Raw genomic sequence first — 17,524 nt, 5'->3', positions numbered from 1 at the left:
TCGTGTTTGCAGCGCTGTACTCGGCCACCAGCGCATCGGATATAAGCTTGGTATGGGGCTCTGCCGATGGTTCGTCACACCACCATTTCAGTTAAGCGCATCATTCGCCGCCCTGCGGCCTGAAAGCACGCCAAACTTCGAGAATTAGCAAGCTAGAAATAGCACCGGTTAAGAAATAGTTCTCGGCCAGAAAAACCCATATTATCACAATAATATAGAACGGTATTAGAAATCGTTTCATTTTACTTCAATCGTTGAAAAAGAACGCAGCACAACCAGCTAACGTTGCACCGCCGGTAAGAACATAAGCACTGCCTCCAGAGGTTGCAGTACCCGCAATTCCGACTACACAACCGATTGCCTCTCCGAGCTTCCAAAAACCGTCAGAATACGATTGGTTTGGGCCGGGGCCAGTTCCTCTTATCGGCGGATTCGACTTAGCCGCTTCTTTGAATTCTCGGAAATACCTTTCCTTTGCAGCTATGCATTCATCGCTTTGATGGCCATAAGTGCCGCACGCCTTGGAGACCGGTTGAGCACTTGGGGCTAGCTGGATTGAACTTGCAGGCTGCTCATTCGCAGTATTTAACTTCGGATCATTCTCCTGCGCTCCGTAGCCCCTTAGGCTTATTCCAAAGCGATTTTCAGCTTCTTGTTTAACATAATTTTGCTGAGTGGGCGACAGGTTTTCGAATCGCCGTAACCATTCTTTCCTCTTGGCGCTTCGACCAGCTAACCGGCGCGTGCTCCCACTGCAACCTGCTCCAACTTTCCCTCGCACCCTTGTCCCGCACATCCCAGTCGGATCAACCAAATTCACGGGATCATTTGCGACGTAAGCATACAGATTGACATTATCCTCATACCCGATGGGATCGGTCTGTAGGAACCTGCCTAGCGTCGGCGAGTAGATGCGGGCTTTGTAGTAATACATGCCGAGCTCTGCGAGCCACACCTGTCCGGTGTACTGGAACCGCCCGGTGTTGGATGAGCCGGGGATGCCGAATTGTCCTCGCTACGCTCGTTCAGCTCCGCTTCCATCATAGGCGTTGATCTGCGCAGAGGTGCCATCATGCCCGGCGCGCATCACTATCGATCCGCGCGCGTCTGCGTAGAGATTAGTGCGAGCGGAGGTTCTTACGCAGGCAAACTGCGAGACGCGTTATCGGGCCGACAATTAATCTAGGCTGGAAGTGTGTGGCGGAGAGACAGGGATTCGAACCCTGGGTACGGTTGCCCGCACAGTAGTTTTCGAGACTACCCCGTTCGACCACTCCGGCATCTCTCCGCACGGCACAAGGCGTATCGAATACGCCCATCCTGGTCTGGAAGCGCGCCGGTTAGCGGATGCTATTTGGCTTGCCAACCCCTTTTGATCGCAGTTCAACAAGTCGATGCGCTCAGCGATAGTGGACGGGGCCGCCGCGCCCCTTGTTTCGCAGATGCGAAAGCCTATATTCGCAAAACTATGGAACGCACCCAGTTCTTTTCCCAACAGGCCGGCCGAACCATCGATGTCCCTCGCCATGCGAGCGCGCGATTCGGCATCGGCGATGTCGTGCGCCACCGGATGTTCGATTTCCGCGGGGTCATTTTCGATATCGACCCCGTCTTTGCCAACAGTGAAGAATGGTATCAGTCGATCCCTGAACACATCCGGCCGGACCGTGAGCAACCCTATTATCACCTGCTCGCCGAGAATGAGGAATCGTCCTACGTCGCCTATGTCAGTCAGCAGAACCTGCTGGCCGATGCAGAAGGCGGGCCGGTGGAACATCCCAACGTTGCCGAATTGTTCGAACAGTTCGCCAATGGGCGGTACAAGATGCGGCGTTCATTAACGCATTAAGCGCGCCACGCCGGCCGTGCGCCGCGCAGTGCCGCAATCAGTATCAGTCTTTCAGTTTCCAACCCGATTTGAGCACGCGGTAACAAATGACCGCGAGCACGAAATTGAATATCGCCAGCCCGATTGCTGCGCCGGCCACGGCGGAATCGGTCGAACCGATATCGCTTTGCCCCAGGAAGCCGTACCTGAAACCCGAGATCACATAGAAAAACGGGTTAAGCCGGCTGATCATCTGGAAAAATTCAGACAGATTGCTGATTACGTAGAAAGTGCCAGATAGCAGCGCCAGCGGTGCAACCACGAAATTGGTGATCGCCGCGTTGTGATCAAACTTTTCAGCCCAGATCGAGGTCAGCAACCCGACCAGAGACAGCATCACCGCGCCCATCAGACCGAACCAGATAATCGCCCACAGATGTGCAGCGGACAGATCAACGCCGGGCCAGAACGCCATCGCCAGTGCGACCGCTCCGCCGACCATCACCGCGCGGGTGACCGCCGCACCGACTATGCCGGCCATCAATTCCCCTTCGGAAAGCGGCGGCATCAGCAGGTCGATGATCGTTCCCTGGATCTTCCCGGCGAGCAAGGAGAAGCTGGCATTGGCAAACGCGTTTTGCATCATGCCCATCACGATCAGCCCAGGCGCGACGAATGTAGCGAACGGCACGCCCAGCACTTCGCGCCCAGATCGGCCAAGAGCGACGCTGAAAATGACCAGAAACAGCAAGGTTGTGACCGCCGGAGCCCAAATCGTCTGCGTCTGCACCTTGAGAAACCGCCGAACCTCCTTAATATAGAGACTCCACAACCCAATGCGGTTGATGCCGGTAAAGATCGGCTCTCCCTGCGGCGGGAACCGGTTTTGATGATCGGGGGCGCTCCCTGTAAGAGACACGCCGGAATTATCGCTGTTGTGGGCTTGATCGGCCATAGTGGCGCGCCTAGGGCCAATGGCTCGAACTGGCAAGCACCCGTGGCTGAAATTGCTGCGAAGATGCAAATGCCAAATTGATATTGGAACGAGATTGAATGAGCTGGACTGACGAACGGATCGCCACGCTGAAGAAGTTGTGGGAAGGCGGATCGACTGCGAGCCAGATTGCCGAAGAACTCGGCGGTGTGAGCCGTAACGCGGTGATCGGCAAGGCCCACCGGCTTGGCCTGAAATCGCGCCCTTCCCCGGTAAAGGCCAACGACAAGAAAAAACCGGCAAGCGCAGCTAAGTCAAAACCCGCGCCCAAGGCGCCTCCCAAGAAAGCTGCGCCTGCAGCCGCAGCGCCTGCGCCTGCACGGCCTGCGCCGAAGAACAGCGCTCAGGCGAACAAACGCCCACCCAGCAACGCGGTGGAACTGGCGGCGACGGCAGCTGGCGAGACCATTCCCAAGCAGCCGATCCCGAACAAGAACCCCGACCTGCCGAAAATCGTTTCGGTCGGCCCCGGCGGATTCCTGCGTCAGGGCCCAGGCGATCAGCAGCCGCCGATCCCGCCGGCACCACCCCGCCGCCTGGTACCGGCAAAGCCGAGCCCGGAAATTGCCGACAAGACAAGTCTGCTCGATCTGTCCGACAAGGTTTGCCGCTGGCCAATGGGTCACCCGGGCGAGCCGGATTTCCACTTCTGCGGCGCAGACGTGAACCCGGGCTTCCCCTATTGCGTCGAGCATTGCGGCCGCGCCTTCCAGGCACAGCTTCCCCGTGGTTCGCGCCGTCCCCCGCCGCCCCTGCCATTTGGCGGGCCGCGCGTGCGCTAAGCCGCTTGGCATTGGCCCAACAACGCTAACTCATGAAAGGGCCGCATCCGAAGGGATCGCGGCCCTTTCTGTTTCCTCGACAAGGACACGATCCTGAGCGAAAAGGCCGGTAATGCTGCGCCCGATTTTCTGTTTTCTGCTCACTCTTTGGCTTTCAGCCTGCGCGCCCTCGCAAGACAGAGGGCCAATCGTGCTTGCTGCATCCAGCCTCAAGCAGCCGTTGGAGGAGTTGGCAGATCATTGGGCGGCGCAGGGGCATGACCGCCCGGTCTTTTCCTTCGCATCGTCTGCTGCCCTTGCCCGCCAGATCGAAAGCAGCAGCGCCGCAGATCTGTACATTTCTGCGGATCATACCTGGACCGATTTCCTGATAACACAGGGCCGGATCGATGATGCGGGAATACGAACGATCGCCCGGAACCAGCTGGTCCTTGCGGCCAATACCGATGCCGGTCTCGCGGACAGAACTGGGCCCGAAACCACCTTGGGCGCTGCCTTGAAAGCAGGCAGGGTTGTCGTTGGCAATCCCGACACCGTCCCCCTTGGCCGCTACACCAGGGATGCGCTTGATCGGCAGGGGCTTTGGCAAGCAATCGAGGGCTCGATCGTGCCAGCCGCCAGCGCGCAGCAAGCCGTGCGGCTTGTTTCACGCGGGGAAACCCCGCTCGGGATTATCTACCTCTCCGACACGGTCGGCAATCAGCACGTTGCAACACTGCACCGGATCGAAACAACCGAGCCGATCGAATATCTTGCCCTGCGCCTGCCCGCGAGTGCGCACCCGGATGCCGACCGCTTCCTTGACCTGCTCACTTCAGAACGAGCAGCCGAAATCTTTCAGAAGCATGGTTTTACCGCGCCGTGATCGAGCCATTGTCGAGCGGCGAATGGCAAGTTATCGCGCTGTCGCTGCGGGTCAGCCTGGTCGCTGTTCTGTTTACCGTGCCGCTGGCTTACGGCCTCGCCTACCTTCTCGCACGTCGGCGATTTCCGGGACGCATGATGCTCGACGCTGCGGTTCACTTGCCATTGGTGCTGCCGCCCGTTGTTACCGGATATATCCTCCTCCTGCTGTTTGGCCGGAGCGGGCCAATCGGCGGTTTTCTGGAGGACAGTTTCGGCGTTTCCCTGATATTCCAATGGACAGGCGCTGCCTTGGCCGCGGGGATCATGGCTTTGCCCCTGATGGTGCGGGCGATGCGGCTGTCGATTGATGCGGTCGACCGCAGGCTGGTCGGTGCCGCACGCACTCTGGGGGCAAGCAAGTGGCGGGCCTTCTTTACGATCACTCTGCCGCTCAGTTTGCCAGGTATAATCGCCGGTGCGGTCTTGGGCTTCGCCCGCTCTATCGGTGAATTCGGGGCAACGATCACCTTTGTCTCCAACATCCCCGGAGAAACCCGCACCCTCCCCCTCGCAATCTACACGGGCTTGCAAGTTCCGGGCACCGATCTCCAAGTCGCAAGATTGGCAGTAATCGCAGTGATTATTTCACTTGCTGCGCTGGTCGTGAGCGAATGGCTGATCAGCCTCCAGCAAAAGGGGCACGACCATGTCCTTTGACATCGCCATCGAAAAGCGGATTGGCAGGCGGACGGTCCAAATCGAGCTCAATTCTCCGCAGCGCCTGATCGCACTGGTCGGCCCATCCGGAGCGGGAAAGACGACGCTGCTCCATTCCATTGCCGGCCTGAAGCGCCCGGACCGGGGGCATATTTCAATCGGAGGCCGGGTTTTGTTCAGCAGCGTGGACGCGGTAAACCTCGCCCCGGAAGATCGCGGCTGCGGCTATGTCTTTCAGGATGCGCGGCTGTTCCCACACAAGACGGTTCGGCAAAACCTGCTGTATGGATCGGAGCGCGCAAATGGGGCCTCTGAAATCGCTTTCGATGACACCGTATCGCTGCTCGGCATCGCCGATATACTGGAGCGAAAACCGGCAAACCTTTCGGGCGGAGAAGTGAAGCGGGTCGCCATCGGGCGAGCGCTGCTTTCGGCACCGCGTTTTCTTCTACTCGATGAACCGCTGGCGTCGCTTGATCCGGATCGCGGCGAGATCGTCTTGCAGGCCATCGAAAGGCTGAGAGACACACTAGCGCTGCCGATCATCCATGTGAGCCATGATACGGCCGAAGTTGCACGGCTTGGCGGTCAAACCTTCGTGCTGGACTAACGCAGCACACTGCCCCAGAATTCCAGTTTCAAAATTCAGGGAGCACTTTCATGCCGCTAACGCTTCACGCCGCCACCGTTCCAACCTGGCTTCAGGTGACCGCCGCCACGCGCGCGCTGGTGGACAAAGCGGAGGCATGGTGCGACGCGAATAGTGAAAGCGCAGAGGCCATTACCGGTGCATGCCTGGCGGAAAACATGTGGTCTTTCGATTGGCAGATCAACAGCGTCTGGATGCACAGTGCACACGCACTGGACGCGGTTCAAAAAGGCGCGTTCGAGCCTGACTTCACCGATATTCCCGGCAGTTTCGATGCTTGCCGTGCCAAGCTGGACAAGGCGCGCGACGGGATGCTCGCGCTTGATCCCGATACGCTTGAAGGCATCGCTGAAAACAACGTCGATTTCGTCTTGGGCGGAACCGTCAGAATGAGTTTCACGGTGCAGAATTTCCTGCTCAGCTTCAGCAATCCGAACTTTTTCTTCCATGCGACGACCGCTTACGACATCCTCAGGATGAAAGGGCTCGAGATCGGCAAGCGCGACTATCTGGGCGCACCCGCGATCAAGGACTGACCTGCCCCCTAGCCCCGGCCAGCTTCGCTCGCTAGTGAGCGCGGCATGAAAAAACCTTCCCGATTTGGCGCGATGTTTTTCGGCACGCGCGCCGCCTTCACACTTGCCTTGCTGTCTACCGCCAATGCCGCCCATGCTGAACTGCCCGCCCCGGTCAAAGCGATGATCGATGCAGCGATCGCTGCTGGTGACGCTGACAAGGTGGGCACAGTACTGGAACTTGCCCGGGTCACGAACCCGCAGGAAGCTGAGCAGATTGATGCCATCGCGGCTGATTTCCGCGCAAGTCAGGCAGAATTGGCGAAGGCCGAGGCAGAACGCGAGAAACAGGAAATCAGGAATGCGGGTCTGTTCGACAATTGGTCAGGCGAAGGGCAAATCGGCGCATTCCGTTCGACCGGCAATTCCAGCAATGTCGGCCTGACCGCTGGCCTGAAGCTGCAACGCAAGGGTATCGACTGGCGGCACAAGTTGACGGCGCTGGCCGATTACCAGCGCACCAATGGCGTTACTACGCGCGAGCAGTTTCTACTTGCCTATGAACCCAATTATCAATTGAGCGATGGTTTGTTTGCCTACGCTCTGGGCCAATATGAGCGCGACCGGTTCCAAGGGTTCTCGTCGCGCGTTTCGGCATCGGGCGGGCTTGGTTACCGCGTGATCGAAACGGAAGACATGGAGCTTTCCGTCAAGGCTGGCCCGGCATATCGCAAAACCAGTTTTGTTGGCGGCGGCAGCACCAGCAGCATCGCGGCGCTCGCATCGCTCGATTACCAATGGGATGTAACCGACACCGTTAAACTGACCCAGGATGCCAGCGCATTCATCCAGTCAGGCAACAGCACGTATCTTTCAGCAACCGGCATAGAGGCATCGCTTGGCGGCGGCTTATCCGCCCGGGTAGCCTATGCGGTCGAACATGATACCGACCCGCCAGCAGGCGCGATAAAGACCGATACGCTCACCCGGTTTACCTTGATCTACGGGTTCTGAACGCGCCGCTGAGGTAGCAGAAAGACGACATAACCGCGGAAGTCTGGATCATTGGCGATACCCGCAGGCTCGTCCCACGCGCCACCTTCGACCAGTGCGATCTTGTACGGCATCGCAAGACGGTGGGCCGACTGCAAATACCGCCCGTAATCAGCAATGGTCGTCGTCTCACGGTAGGTTTGGATTACGATTTCTTCCAATGATCCGCGCAAGGCTGCCAGATCATCCTCATCCGCATTGGCCGGCCAATCCATCAAACCGGTCGCAGACAGTTTCAGCCCTGCCGGAAGTTCGCCGCGTATTGATTTGAGAAAAGCGGCGTAATCGCCCAGCCTTCCGGTGCTGGAATCGAAGTCTATCTGAACGCCCGTAATGCCCGACACCCTTTGCCACAGCTCCACTTGCGCCCGCATTTGCGCCATGGCCGATGGCGCCCAATCGAGCCGCTCCGCGCGGATCACCATCCAGAGCTCCGTTTGCGAGCGTGCAGGCGGCGTTCGGTGTAGCGGAATGATCCGCGCCGCATCACCCTTGCGCAGTTCGCCCCATAGAACATAGACAGTGTCCGCCGTGTCCATCGCAGGCGGAGGCTCGACCCCGCTCCACAGGAAGAACGCGCTATAGTCCGCAGGGTCGACCACCCTAGCCGCTTCGCTGCGGCCCGGACCGCATCCGGCCAGCAGGCACGCGGAAAGCAGCACCGCGGCAAGCTTACCAATAATATTTGAGCTCCTGCGCCCATTTAGTGCCGCCATAGTCGCGTTTCAGCCGCCTGAACCACTGCGCACGGACGTGCTTCTCCGCACTTTCGCCGCCGCAGCTGCTCTGGCCAGCAGGAGCATAACATCTGACCGCACGGAACAGGGCATAGGCTCTCTGATCGCTGGTCGCGTCCCTATCATTCATGATCGATAGGTAGAAATTCTGCCGGGGAATCGGGTCTCCGCTGTAAAAATCGCGGCTGCCCAGCACTGCCGGTCCGTCAGGCTGCGAATAGGCGATACCGAACGCGAAATCGTCAAATCCGTTAAGCCTGTAAAAATCGCCGAGGCACAGCCGGCCCGCGACGCTTTGCGGGTCTGCCTGCAATGCAAGGGCAGTTTGCGTGATCGATGGACAATTGAAGCCATCCGACCATGTGCCACCCTCGAACAGCTGCAATGGGGGAAAGGCGGTGTCGTAGATGTTCCACAGACTTTCCTCGGCAGGATCGGACCCCAGGCCGCTTCCTTCCTGCAAGAACGACTGATCCTCAAGGAAACCCGCGTACTGGCCATGCTGAAGCTGTTTCAGCAAAGCCGTGAACAGCGCAAAGCGGTGCTCACCGCTCGCCTCGCCCCCAGTTCTCGACTGCCGTTTAAGAATTTCGATCCCCGCGGACTGTCCAAGCAATATCCGGCGGATGCGCGGCTCATGGATCGGGGAACCCGCCGCGAAAACACGGTCGAGCTGTCCCGCCTGCTCCCAGCTGCGGGCCAGCGCCAGTTCGACTGCCGGGCGCTGCCAGATACCCTGCGCGCCGCCAATCATACCCTGCCAGAACTGGGCCTCTCCGGTGTCCCCAAGGCTGTGAAGCGCAAGGCCGCGCAGAAATTGCTGGCTGAAAGCAATCGCTGTGTAGCGTTCTTGATGTCCGCCGTCCGGGATGAGCCGCAAGACCTCATCAGGTTCGCCGCGCACGTAAAAGGCATGGTTCGCCTGCAGAAGTGTCCAAATTTCGGGATGGTCGGAAAATGTCCCCGCAGACGCGGCCAATTCGGCCTCAGTGAGTGGACGATAGCGTTCGCCGTACCCATCGCTGCGCATCCGCATCAACAGCTCTGCAGCGAGAAGCAATGGATTGCTTGAAGCATCCCTGCCTTCGCGGACGAGATATTTGTCGTCGATCTCGGCGACTAGCGCACCGGTCTCTGCATCGCCTGCCTTCACGGTTTCAAGCTGGCGCCCGTAGATTTCTTCGAGGCCCGCGTAATCGCGCTGCAGCCACAGCGATTTACGGATGAGGCCCGCCGCTGATGATGCATACAGCCCATCGGGATAGGCCGCGAGATATGCCTTGAAACCCGCCTCGGCGCGCGCTGCAGTTGCCGCTGAAACAAACCCCAGATCGAACCAGCCCCACCGATCATTGGCCCCGTCGATTGCCTGGTTGAGAGCATTGCGTGCGGTCATATAGAGCGCGGTTTCTCTGACCCACTCATTGCCCGCCTGCTCGCTCAAGTCGCGGTAGAGCCGATCTGCGCGGTCCCAATCAGAGGTATAAAAACTGGTCGATGCTTCCAGATAACCATGGAATGCGCCCGCGGGCGTGGCGCTGCCGCCAAATGCACGCGGCGGGGTGAAGAAACCGCCTTTCGTTTGCGGTCCGAGAGCCGCGGTTCCATCATCGCACACGGCTGTGAGGGCCGACCGGGATTGTGCCAGAAAGCTGCGGTCGCCCTCCCTGCGGAATCCAGCATCTTCCAACGCCTGAAGATACGCCGCCTCGCCGGTTTCGGCGGTCTGGCATTTGGTGCCAAAGTGATCCGGGATCACGGCAGCATCGGTATCCGCGCCGGGATACCAGGCAAATTCGAGATTGCTCCAGCGGAAGAAATTTCGGCCTAGAAACGTTTGCCAACCAAGATCGGGGTAAGCCTTGCCCGCACCGTCATTTCCGGCGCGGTCCTGCAGCAGCAGAAACAGGTTCACACGCGAATCGTTGCCGGGGGCAATCGCGATCTGGCTGGAGCATCCAAGGTCCGGATTTTCCGGCTTCCAGTCGGGCGTGCAGAACGCACCGCCTGCGGCGACTTGCCCCGGCCACGCCAAGGCGGTGCAAGCGAACAGAACGCCGAGACCTGACCAAGCTTTTTTCATAAATTCCCCGCTGGCGCTGATGCCCGCAGGGAATGTGTCACACAGGCACGCCAGCGCGCAAGAGCGCGGATCGTTCGAACACGGTCAGGCGCGGGCGAACCATATGGTGTGCCGGGGGCCCTTGTTGTTTGGACGGGCGCGCACTTCCAGCACTTCCACGTCAAATCCAGCCCTTTCCAGCCGCCGGGTGAAACGCGGGTCCTGCGCTGCGGACCAAATGGCGAGGACGCCATTGAGGGCCAGCGCCTCTCGGGTCTGTTTCAGCCCGCGCGGGGAATAAAGCTTGTCGTTTTCTTCCCTCACCAGCCCGTCAGGCCCGTTATCGACATCCAGCAGAATGGCATCGAATTGCGGCCGCATGCCATCCGCAGCCTCTGCAATAGGATCAGCCACGTCTGTCATATCCAGCGTAAGGCGCGGATCGGCCAGACAGTCGCCGGTGTGATGCGCCATTGGCCCTTTCGCCCATTCGATGATCTTGGGGACGAGTTCCGCCACGACGAGACGGGCATCGGCGGGCAGCCTGCGCAGCGCCGCGCGTAAGGTGAAGCCCATACCATACCCGCCAATCAGCATATTTGGCCGATCGACCCGCAGCCGGTCGATGGTAAGTTCGGCAAGCTGCTCTTCAGAGAACTGCATCCGGGTCGACATCAGTTCATTGCGTTCGAGCGTGATCATGTGATCGCGGCCGTGAGAGATCAGTTCCAGCGTGGCACCGCCAGGCACCTCGGCACTATCAATAAGAATTCGTTCGAGCATGGGGCCGCCTAGACTATCTCGTCTTCGTCGAACAGACCGTCTGCAAACGCGGCCTCTTCTATATCGTTCAACCTGTCTTCCGCAGTCGCGGGTATTTCCACCTCGGCAATGTGAACCAGCGCATCCCCCTGATTGACCACCGGCAAATTGCTGCGTCCGATGATAACGCCAGCCACCGGCGAGTTCACTTCGATATCGGTATCTCCGAACGGGTCCGCCAAATATCCGACAACGTCAGACGCCTCCACGAATGATCCGCTTGCCTTTACGGCCCGGAAAATGCCGCCCTCAGGCGCACGAAGCCAGCTTGTGCGGCGGCTGACCACGGATTTGGCACCGGCCTTCCTCGGCAGCCTTACGCCCATCCCAAGGTGGTGCATGACGCGCAGGATGCCCTGCACGCCCACGCGCATGCTCAATTCGTCGAACCGCAGAGCCTCACCGGCTTCCAGTAGCAGTACATCGCAATCATGATCGGCAGCAGCCTGCCGCAGCGATCCTTCGCGCAATTTGGAAACAATGATCGCCGGCGCCCCGAACACCGGGGCCAGTTCAGCTGCAACCGGGCGATTTTCGCTGATGCGGATCTGGGGCAGGTTTTCGCGGTGCAATCCGGCCGAATGCAGATCGATGCCGATACTGCACCGGGCAAGGATTTCCTGAGTGAAGCGATAGGCAAGCTGGGATGCGAGAGAGCCCTTGGCGGAACCAGGGAAGCAGCGGTTGAGATCGCGGCGATCGGGCAAATAACGCTGATGCGCGACAAAGCCGTATGAATTGACGACCGGGATACATAGCAGCGTTCCGGCGAGCCGTTTCGGCTTCACTTCCCGCAGCAAGCGCCGGACCACCTCGACCCCGATGATTTCGTCGCCATGGACACAGCCACTGACGAACATCACAGGACCGGGCTTTTTCCCATGGACCACCCGAACCCGCATCGAGACCTCGATATTGGTCGGCAACCGGCTGACAGGAATGTCGATGGTCTCGCTGGTCCCCGGCGCAACCGAATGGCCTGCGATCTCGAAGTGCGGAACTGGCTCGGCTTTGGGCACGGGCGTAGACTTTCTCAGATTCCGGCGAATTCACGCCAGACAGCGCATCTGCACGCCTGCTTATGAAAAGGGAAGCTGCAATAAAAAGGGCCGCGATTGCTCGCGGCCCTTTCTGATTATCATGAAGTGACGCTTAGTCCTTCAGGAAGTCCGGCATATGGCTGTCGCCGCCTGAACCGCCCTTGTCACCGCCGTCACCGCTGTCACCGCCATCACGGCCACCGCCGCGAGGACCGCGACCACGGCCGCCATCACGACCACCACCGCGTGGACCGCGACGATCACCGCGATCTCCGCGATCACTACGCGGCTTGCTTTCGCGCGGTGGGCGGGTGTCTTCCAGCTCTTCACCAGTTTCCTGGTCAACAACGCGCATCGACAGGCGGACCTTGCCGCGCTGGTCGATTTCGAGAACCTTGACCTTGACTTCCTGGCCTTCGGAAACGACGTCGCCCGGCTTTTCGACACGCTCGTTCTTCATTTCGGACACGTGGACGAGACCGTCCTTGCCGCCCATGAAGTTCACGAATGCGCCGAAATCGACGATGTTTACGACCTTGCCGGTGTAAACCTTGCCGACTTCCGCTTCTTCGACGATGCCTTCGATCCACTTGCGTGCAGCTTCGATCTGCGCGCCGTCGGAAGACGAAATCTTGATTACGCCTTCGTCATCGATGTCGACCTTGGCACCGGTTTCAGCGACGATTTCACGGATGACCTTGCCGCCGGTTCCGATAACGTCACGGATCTTCGACTTGTCGATCTGCATCGTTTCGATACGCGGTGCATGCTGGCTGACTTCGTTACGGGCATTGCCCAGTGCCTTGGTCATTTCACCCAGGATGTGCGCACGGCCGGCTTTCGCCTGTTCCATGGCAGTCTGCATGATTTCCTTGGTGATGCCGGCAACCTTGATGTCCATCTGGAGGCTGGTGATACCCGCTTCCGAACCGGCAACCTTGAAGTCCATGTCGCCAAGGTGATCTTCGTCACCCAGAATGTCGGACAGAACGGTGAATTCGTCACCTTCAAGGATCAGGCCCATCGCGATACCCGAAACCGGGCGTTCGATAGGAACACCGGCATCCATCATCGACAGACAGCCGCCGCATACGGTCGCCATGGAGGACGAGCCGTTGGATTCGGTGATGTCCGACAGGATACGGATGGTGTACGGGAAATCTTCCGCATCAGGCAGTACCGGGTGCAGCGCGCGCCATGCGAGCTTGCCGTGACCGGTTTCGCGGCGGCTGGTAAAGCCGAAGCGGCCCACTTCACCGACCGAATAGGGCGGGAAGTTGTAGTGCAGCATGAAGTTCGAATAGCTCAGACCTTCGAGACCGTCGATCATCTGCTCGGCATCTTTGGTGCCAAGCGTGACGGTGCAGATCGCCTGCGTTTCACCGCGGGTGAACAGAGCCGAACCGTGGGTACGGGGCAGCAGGCCAACCATGGCTTCGATCGGGCGGACTTCGTCGGTCTTGCGACCATCGATGCGCTGACCGTCTTTCAGGATCGCGCCGCGTACGATTTCGGCTTCTAGCTTCTTGACTGCCTTGCCTGCTGTCATCTGCGTCTGGCCGTCTTCTTCAGCGTAGGCTTCCTTGGCCTTGGCACGGGCTTCATTCAGCGCTGCCGAGCGAGCCGACTTGTCGGTCAGCTTGTATGCTGCAGCAATGTCGTCACCTACGATGCCGCGGAGCTTTTCCTTGATCGCCGATGTATCGTCCGACGTGTTGATTTCCCAAGGATCCTTGGCAGCCTGTTCAGCGAGGTCGATGATCGCGCCGATAACCTTGCGGCTCTCGTCATGCGCAAACATGATCGCGCCGAGCATTTCTTCCTCGGACAGTTCCTTCGCTTCGGATTCAACCATCATCACTGCGTCGTTGGTTGCAGCAACGACCAGGTCGAGACGACCTTCTTCGTCCAGCGCAGTCGAAAGCGACGGGTTGAGAACGTATTCGCCGTTACGGAAGCCGACGCGTGCAGCGCCGATCGGGCCCATGAACGGAAGACCCGAAATGGTCAGCGCAGCGGATGCCGCGATCATTGCAACGATATCCGGCTCGGTTTCGCCGTCATACGACAGGACCTGCGCGATTACGTTGATTTCGTTGTAGAACCCTTCTGGGAAGAGCGGACGGACCGGACGGTCGATCAGGCGACTAGTCAGTGTTTCCTTTTCAGTGGCACGGCCTTCGCGTTTGAAGAAGCCACCCGGAATACGGCCAGCAGCCGAGAATTTTTCTTGGTAGTGTACGGTCAGCGGAAAGAAGTCCTGCCCTTCACGTACGGACTTGGCGGCGGTCACGGCGCACAGCACCACGGTTTCGCCATAGGTAGCCAGAACAGCGCCGTCAGCCTGACGGGCAATCTGACCGGTTTCGAGAGTGAGGGTTTTTCCGCCCCATTCAATCGATACGGTTTTCTTGTCGAACATGTATTTTCCTTATGAACCCGCCAGCCACATTGCTGTGCGGGGCCTTCTGTTTCCGGGAGATCCGGCCCGGGCCGGTATGGAACCGCTCTGGCTCCTCAGGCTCTGCCACCGAATTGTGACAGTTGCCCTGTATTGCGGCGATAGCGCCGATAAAAGAACGGCTCCCGTGTGGGAGCCGTTCCGAAACTCTTACTTACGCAGACCCAGTTTCTGGATCAGGTCGTTGTAGCGTTGCACGTCGATCTTCTTGAGATAGGCGAGCAGGCTACGGCGCTTGTTGACCATCGTCAGCAGGCCGCGACGGGAATGGTTATCCTTGTGGTTGGCCTTGAAGTGATCGGTCAGGTTGCGAATGCGGGTCGTAAGGATTGCCACCTGAACTTCTGGCGAACCGGTGTCGCCTTCGTTCTGTGCGTATTCCTTGATTACGTCCTGCTTCTCTTTAGCGCTGATCGTCATAGTCGTTTACTCCGCGACATCGTGAAGATTGAAACCCCTGACGACTTTCGCCGTCCCGCCAACAAGTTCCATCAATGCCACCGGAATTTCCCGGTGCATGGCACAATAGAGCCCGTCTGCTTGGGGCTGCCCCTCCAAGACACGGCCCTGACGGACCGCTGCTGCCTGTTGGGACGTGAGGGTAAGAGCCGGGATGTCGTCCAGCCCTGCCTCCAAAGGCAGCATTACGTCTTCAAGTCGCGCGCCCTTACCGATTTCGTTCAGTTTGTCTAGCGAAATCGCCTGTTCCTGAAGGAACGGCCCGGCCTTGATCCGCCTTAGATAGGTCACATGCCCCACGGATCCAAGGGCGCGGGCAATATCGCGGGCCAGGCTGCGGATATAGGTCCCCTTGCTGACATGGGCAGTCAGGGTCACGGCATCGGCCAATTCCAGCGGCGCGCCCGGATCGAACGGGTCCGGACGGCCAGATGTTGTTGCAAAGGCGGAGCCTACACCTCTGCCTGGCTCATAGCCGGACCCCATCGTGAGCGAATGGATGGTCACCGCGCGGGTTTTCATCTCCACTTCTTCACCGGCCCGAGCAAGATCGTAGGCGCGCTTGCCATCGATTTTCAGTGCGGAATATTTGGGCGGCACTTGCTCGATGTCGCCTGTAAAATGGCTGAGAATTGCCTCGATCGCGGCCATTGGCGGGCGCTTTTGAGATGTCTGAACAACCGCTCCCTCGCTATCCAGCGTGCTGGTTTCTTCGCCAAACTGGACCGTGAATTCGTAGATCTTGCTCGCATCGAGCATACGCCCGGCCAGCTTGGTTGCCTCGCCCAGCGCAATGGGCAGCACGCCTTCCGCAAGCGGGTCGAGCGTGCCACCGTGGCCGACTTTGGTTTTGGCAAATCCGGCTTCGCGCAGGTTGCGCTTCACTGCTGCCACGGCCTGTGTCGAACCAAGCCCGTGAGGCTTGTCGAGGATGATCCAGCCGTTTGGCGGGGGAAGCTTGCTATTCATCCGGCCCCGCTAGGCGCAACTGGCCGAACCCTCAAGCCGTCGCTGTTTCGCCCTGTGCCGGTGTGTCGCCCTTGCCAATCGCGAATTCGGCAGACTGGCCGAAAATCAGCCGGTTGGTGACCAGCGCGGTAACCACCGACAGGATCAGGGTGAAGAACATGCCGTGGATATAATGCAGCGGCTGCCAAACCATGCTGAAATACGCATAGAATGCCACCCCGGCGACCACCCCGATCATCGCTGCGCCGGCCTTCACATTGCGGAACACCAGGCACACGATAAACGCCGACAAGATGGGCATCGAAAGCAGACCGTACAGTTCCTGCACGGTGTTGATCAGACTTTCCTGACTGGAAAAGAACGGCACCAGCGCCAGCGCCAGAACCGACATTGCAATGGAGACTACCGCACTGAGCATCGGCACAGATCGGGGCTTACCGACATAAGCCTCGTGAATATCGCACACATACAGCGCGGCAGAAGCGTTCAGGATCGAATTGAATGTCGTCAATACAGCGGCGGCTATGCCCGCGGCGAACGCACCCGACAGCCACAGCGGAAGAACGTCGCTGACAATCCGTCCATAGGCTGGGTCGCCAATATCACCATACAATTTGTACGAAACGATACCGGGGATCACGACGATTGCCGGAACGATCAGCAGGCGGATGCCGGCAGCGGCCATTACGCCTTTCTGCGCCTCCCTGATTGACGGTGCAGCCATCGCCCGCTGGGTGATGGTCTGATTGGTGGACCAGTAAAACGTCTGAATGAAAATCATGCCTGTAAGCAGGGTGTGCCACGGGATCGGACTGTCGTTATCGCCGATCAGCGTCAAACGGTCTGCGGGGACGCCCGAAAGGTCGAAATCAATCGCCGAAAGCGCGAGATACACGACCAGCAGCGCCAGACCCAATATCAGAACACCCGAATAGGTGTCTGATACGGCAACCGCCCGCAGGCCGCCAAAAATCGCATACGCCGCACCAATTATTGCGAGGACGACAGAGGCGTACATCAGGTTCGCCAGGGTCGTCTCTATACCCGACATGGAAAGCAGGAATAGCGACCCGCCATACAGGATCGCGGGCAGGAAAATGAACAGGTTGCCGAACAGGAACAGCACGGAAATCAGCGCACGAATGTGTTTGTCGCCGTATTTCTTCTGCAGCAGTTCGGTCGTCGTCGTGCACTCATTCCGATAATATACCGGCAGGAAAACAAAGGCGAGGATGAACAGGCCGGCAACCGCGGCAAATTCCCACCACGCGAGCAGCGCCATCTGGTTGCCGTTCATCCCGATCAACTGGTCTGTGCTGAGATTGGTCAGCGTGATCGAACCGGCAACGAAATACCAGGCAAGCCCGCCATTGGCGAGAAAGTAGTCCTTCTCGTCCGCCGCAGCGCCTTTGCCCTTGCCCCGGCAATGCAGCCAGGTGGCAAGCGCGATAAGCGCGGTGATGGCGATGAAAACCCCGACCTGAACCACATTCATTGAGGAAACTCTCCCAATCCTCTTTTATGTTCTGTGACTTGCCTAGCCCGCTTTTTGGCGAAGACCAATGTTCAAGCCGCAAATTCGCCGCTAGT

Annotated in this window: 17 protein-coding genes and 1 tRNA gene; 7 read left to right on the top strand and 11 right to left on the bottom strand. The window is 58.9% G+C overall.

Annotated features, from left to right (window positions below):
- Positions 1-247 precede the first annotated feature (247 nt).
- A complete protein-coding gene (locus tag PO778_RS01245; RefSeq protein ID WP_271439318.1) occupies positions 248-1,000 on the bottom strand; it encodes an RHS repeat-associated core domain-containing protein in 753 nt (250 codons plus the stop codon).
- 198 nt (positions 1,001-1,198) lie between these two features.
- Positions 1,199-1,288: transfer RNA gene (locus tag PO778_RS01240), tRNA-Ser, on the bottom strand.
- Between the two features lie 180 nt (positions 1,289-1,468).
- On the opposite strand from PO778_RS01240, the gene hspQ reads away from it, so the two are divergent.
- On the top strand, positions 1,469-1,849 hold the full coding sequence (gene hspQ / locus PO778_RS01235; protein WP_160729300.1) for a heat shock protein HspQ: 381 nt from the start codon (positions 1,469-1,471) through the stop codon (positions 1,847-1,849).
- A 43-nt stretch (positions 1,850-1,892) separates the two neighbouring features.
- Here the strand turns inward: hspQ and PO778_RS01230 are convergent, their stop codons facing one another.
- The gene (locus tag PO778_RS01230) at positions 1,893-2,783 is read right to left on the bottom strand and encodes an ABC transporter permease (RefSeq protein ID WP_271438328.1); all 891 of its coding nucleotides are present in this window, start codon (positions 2,781-2,783) and stop codon (positions 1,893-1,895) included.
- A 98-nt stretch (positions 2,784-2,881) separates the two neighbouring features.
- On the opposite strand from PO778_RS01230, the gene PO778_RS01225 reads away from it, so the two are divergent.
- The 6 genes from PO778_RS01225 to PO778_RS01200 all read left to right on the top strand — a co-directional run bounded on the left by PO778_RS01225 (position 2,882) and on the right by PO778_RS01200 (position 7,345).
- Positions 2,882-3,604: a GcrA family cell cycle regulator gene (locus PO778_RS01225; RefSeq protein WP_271438327.1), complete on the top strand. Its 723-nt coding sequence runs from the start codon at positions 2,882-2,884 to the stop codon at positions 3,602-3,604.
- Positions 3,605-3,794: 190 nt separating this feature from the next.
- On the top strand, positions 3,795-4,469 hold the full coding sequence (modA, locus tag PO778_RS01220; protein WP_271438326.1) for a molybdate ABC transporter substrate-binding protein: 675 nt from the start codon (positions 3,795-3,797) through the stop codon (positions 4,467-4,469).
- On the top strand, positions 4,469-5,167 hold the full coding sequence (modB, locus tag PO778_RS01215) for a molybdate ABC transporter permease subunit (protein ID WP_271439317.1): 699 nt from the start codon (positions 4,469-4,471) through the stop codon (positions 5,165-5,167). The genes modA and modB overlap by 1 nt, the downstream gene beginning before the upstream one ends.
- Positions 5,157-5,777, top strand: coding sequence for an ATP-binding cassette domain-containing protein (locus tag PO778_RS01210; protein WP_271438325.1), 621 nt, complete (start codon positions 5,157-5,159; stop codon positions 5,775-5,777). Before modB ends, PO778_RS01210 begins: the two co-directional genes overlap by 11 nt.
- A 50-nt stretch (positions 5,778-5,827) precedes the next feature.
- Positions 5,828-6,352 carry a DUF1993 domain-containing protein gene (locus PO778_RS01205; RefSeq protein WP_271438324.1) on the top strand — a complete coding sequence of 175 codons (525 nt, stop codon included), beginning with the start codon at positions 5,828-5,830 and terminating at the stop codon, positions 6,350-6,352.
- Positions 6,353-6,397: 45 nt separating this feature from the next.
- Positions 6,398-7,345, top strand: coding sequence for a DUF481 domain-containing protein (locus PO778_RS01200; protein ID WP_271438323.1), 948 nt, complete (start codon positions 6,398-6,400; stop codon positions 7,343-7,345).
- Here PO778_RS01200 and PO778_RS01195 read toward each other — a convergent pair.
- From PO778_RS01195 to PO778_RS01160, 8 genes are all read right to left on the bottom strand, one after another.
- Entirely contained in the window at positions 7,333-7,986 is a 654-nt protein-coding gene (locus PO778_RS01195) for a DUF3142 domain-containing protein (protein WP_271438322.1), read from the bottom strand. The two genes, PO778_RS01200 and PO778_RS01195, sit on opposite strands and share 13 nt — an antisense overlap.
- A gap of 70 nt (positions 7,987-8,056) precedes the next feature.
- The gene (locus PO778_RS01190) at positions 8,057-10,204 is read right to left on the bottom strand and encodes a PA5441 family protein (RefSeq protein WP_271438321.1); all 2,148 of its coding nucleotides are present in this window, start codon (positions 10,202-10,204) and stop codon (positions 8,057-8,059) included.
- Between the two features lie 84 nt (positions 10,205-10,288).
- The gene (locus PO778_RS01185; RefSeq protein WP_160729292.1) at positions 10,289-10,966 is read right to left on the bottom strand and encodes a polyamine aminopropyltransferase; all 678 of its coding nucleotides are present in this window, start codon (positions 10,964-10,966) and stop codon (positions 10,289-10,291) included.
- A gap of 8 nt (positions 10,967-10,974) precedes the next feature.
- Positions 10,975-12,024 (bottom strand): succinylglutamate desuccinylase/aspartoacylase family protein, encoded by a 1,050-nt coding sequence (locus PO778_RS01180; RefSeq protein ID WP_271438320.1) that lies wholly within the window; start codon positions 12,022-12,024, stop codon positions 10,975-10,977.
- A gap of 133 nt (positions 12,025-12,157) precedes the next feature.
- Positions 12,158-14,467: a polyribonucleotide nucleotidyltransferase gene (gene pnp, locus PO778_RS01175; protein ID WP_271438319.1), complete on the bottom strand. Its 2,310-nt coding sequence runs from the start codon at positions 14,465-14,467 to the stop codon at positions 12,158-12,160.
- 189 nt (positions 14,468-14,656) lie between these two features.
- Positions 14,657-14,926, bottom strand: coding sequence for a 30S ribosomal protein S15 (gene rpsO, locus PO778_RS01170; protein WP_160729289.1), 270 nt, complete (start codon positions 14,924-14,926; stop codon positions 14,657-14,659).
- Between the two features lie 6 nt (positions 14,927-14,932).
- On the bottom strand, positions 14,933-15,934 hold the full coding sequence (gene truB, locus PO778_RS01165; RefSeq protein WP_271438318.1) for a tRNA pseudouridine(55) synthase TruB: 1,002 nt from the start codon (positions 15,932-15,934) through the stop codon (positions 14,933-14,935).
- Between the two features lie 31 nt (positions 15,935-15,965).
- Entirely contained in the window at positions 15,966-17,429 is a 1,464-nt protein-coding gene (locus PO778_RS01160) for an SLC5 family protein (protein ID WP_271438317.1), read from the bottom strand.
- Positions 17,430-17,524: the final 95 nt, after the last annotated feature.

It is taken from the genome of Pontixanthobacter luteolus, assembly GCF_947494915.1.
Classification (GTDB): Bacteria; Pseudomonadota; Alphaproteobacteria; order Sphingomonadales; family Sphingomonadaceae; genus Pontixanthobacter; species Pontixanthobacter luteolus.
The sequence above is the reverse complement of the archived record's forward strand: the minus strand, read 5'-3'. Positions and strand labels throughout refer to the sequence as shown.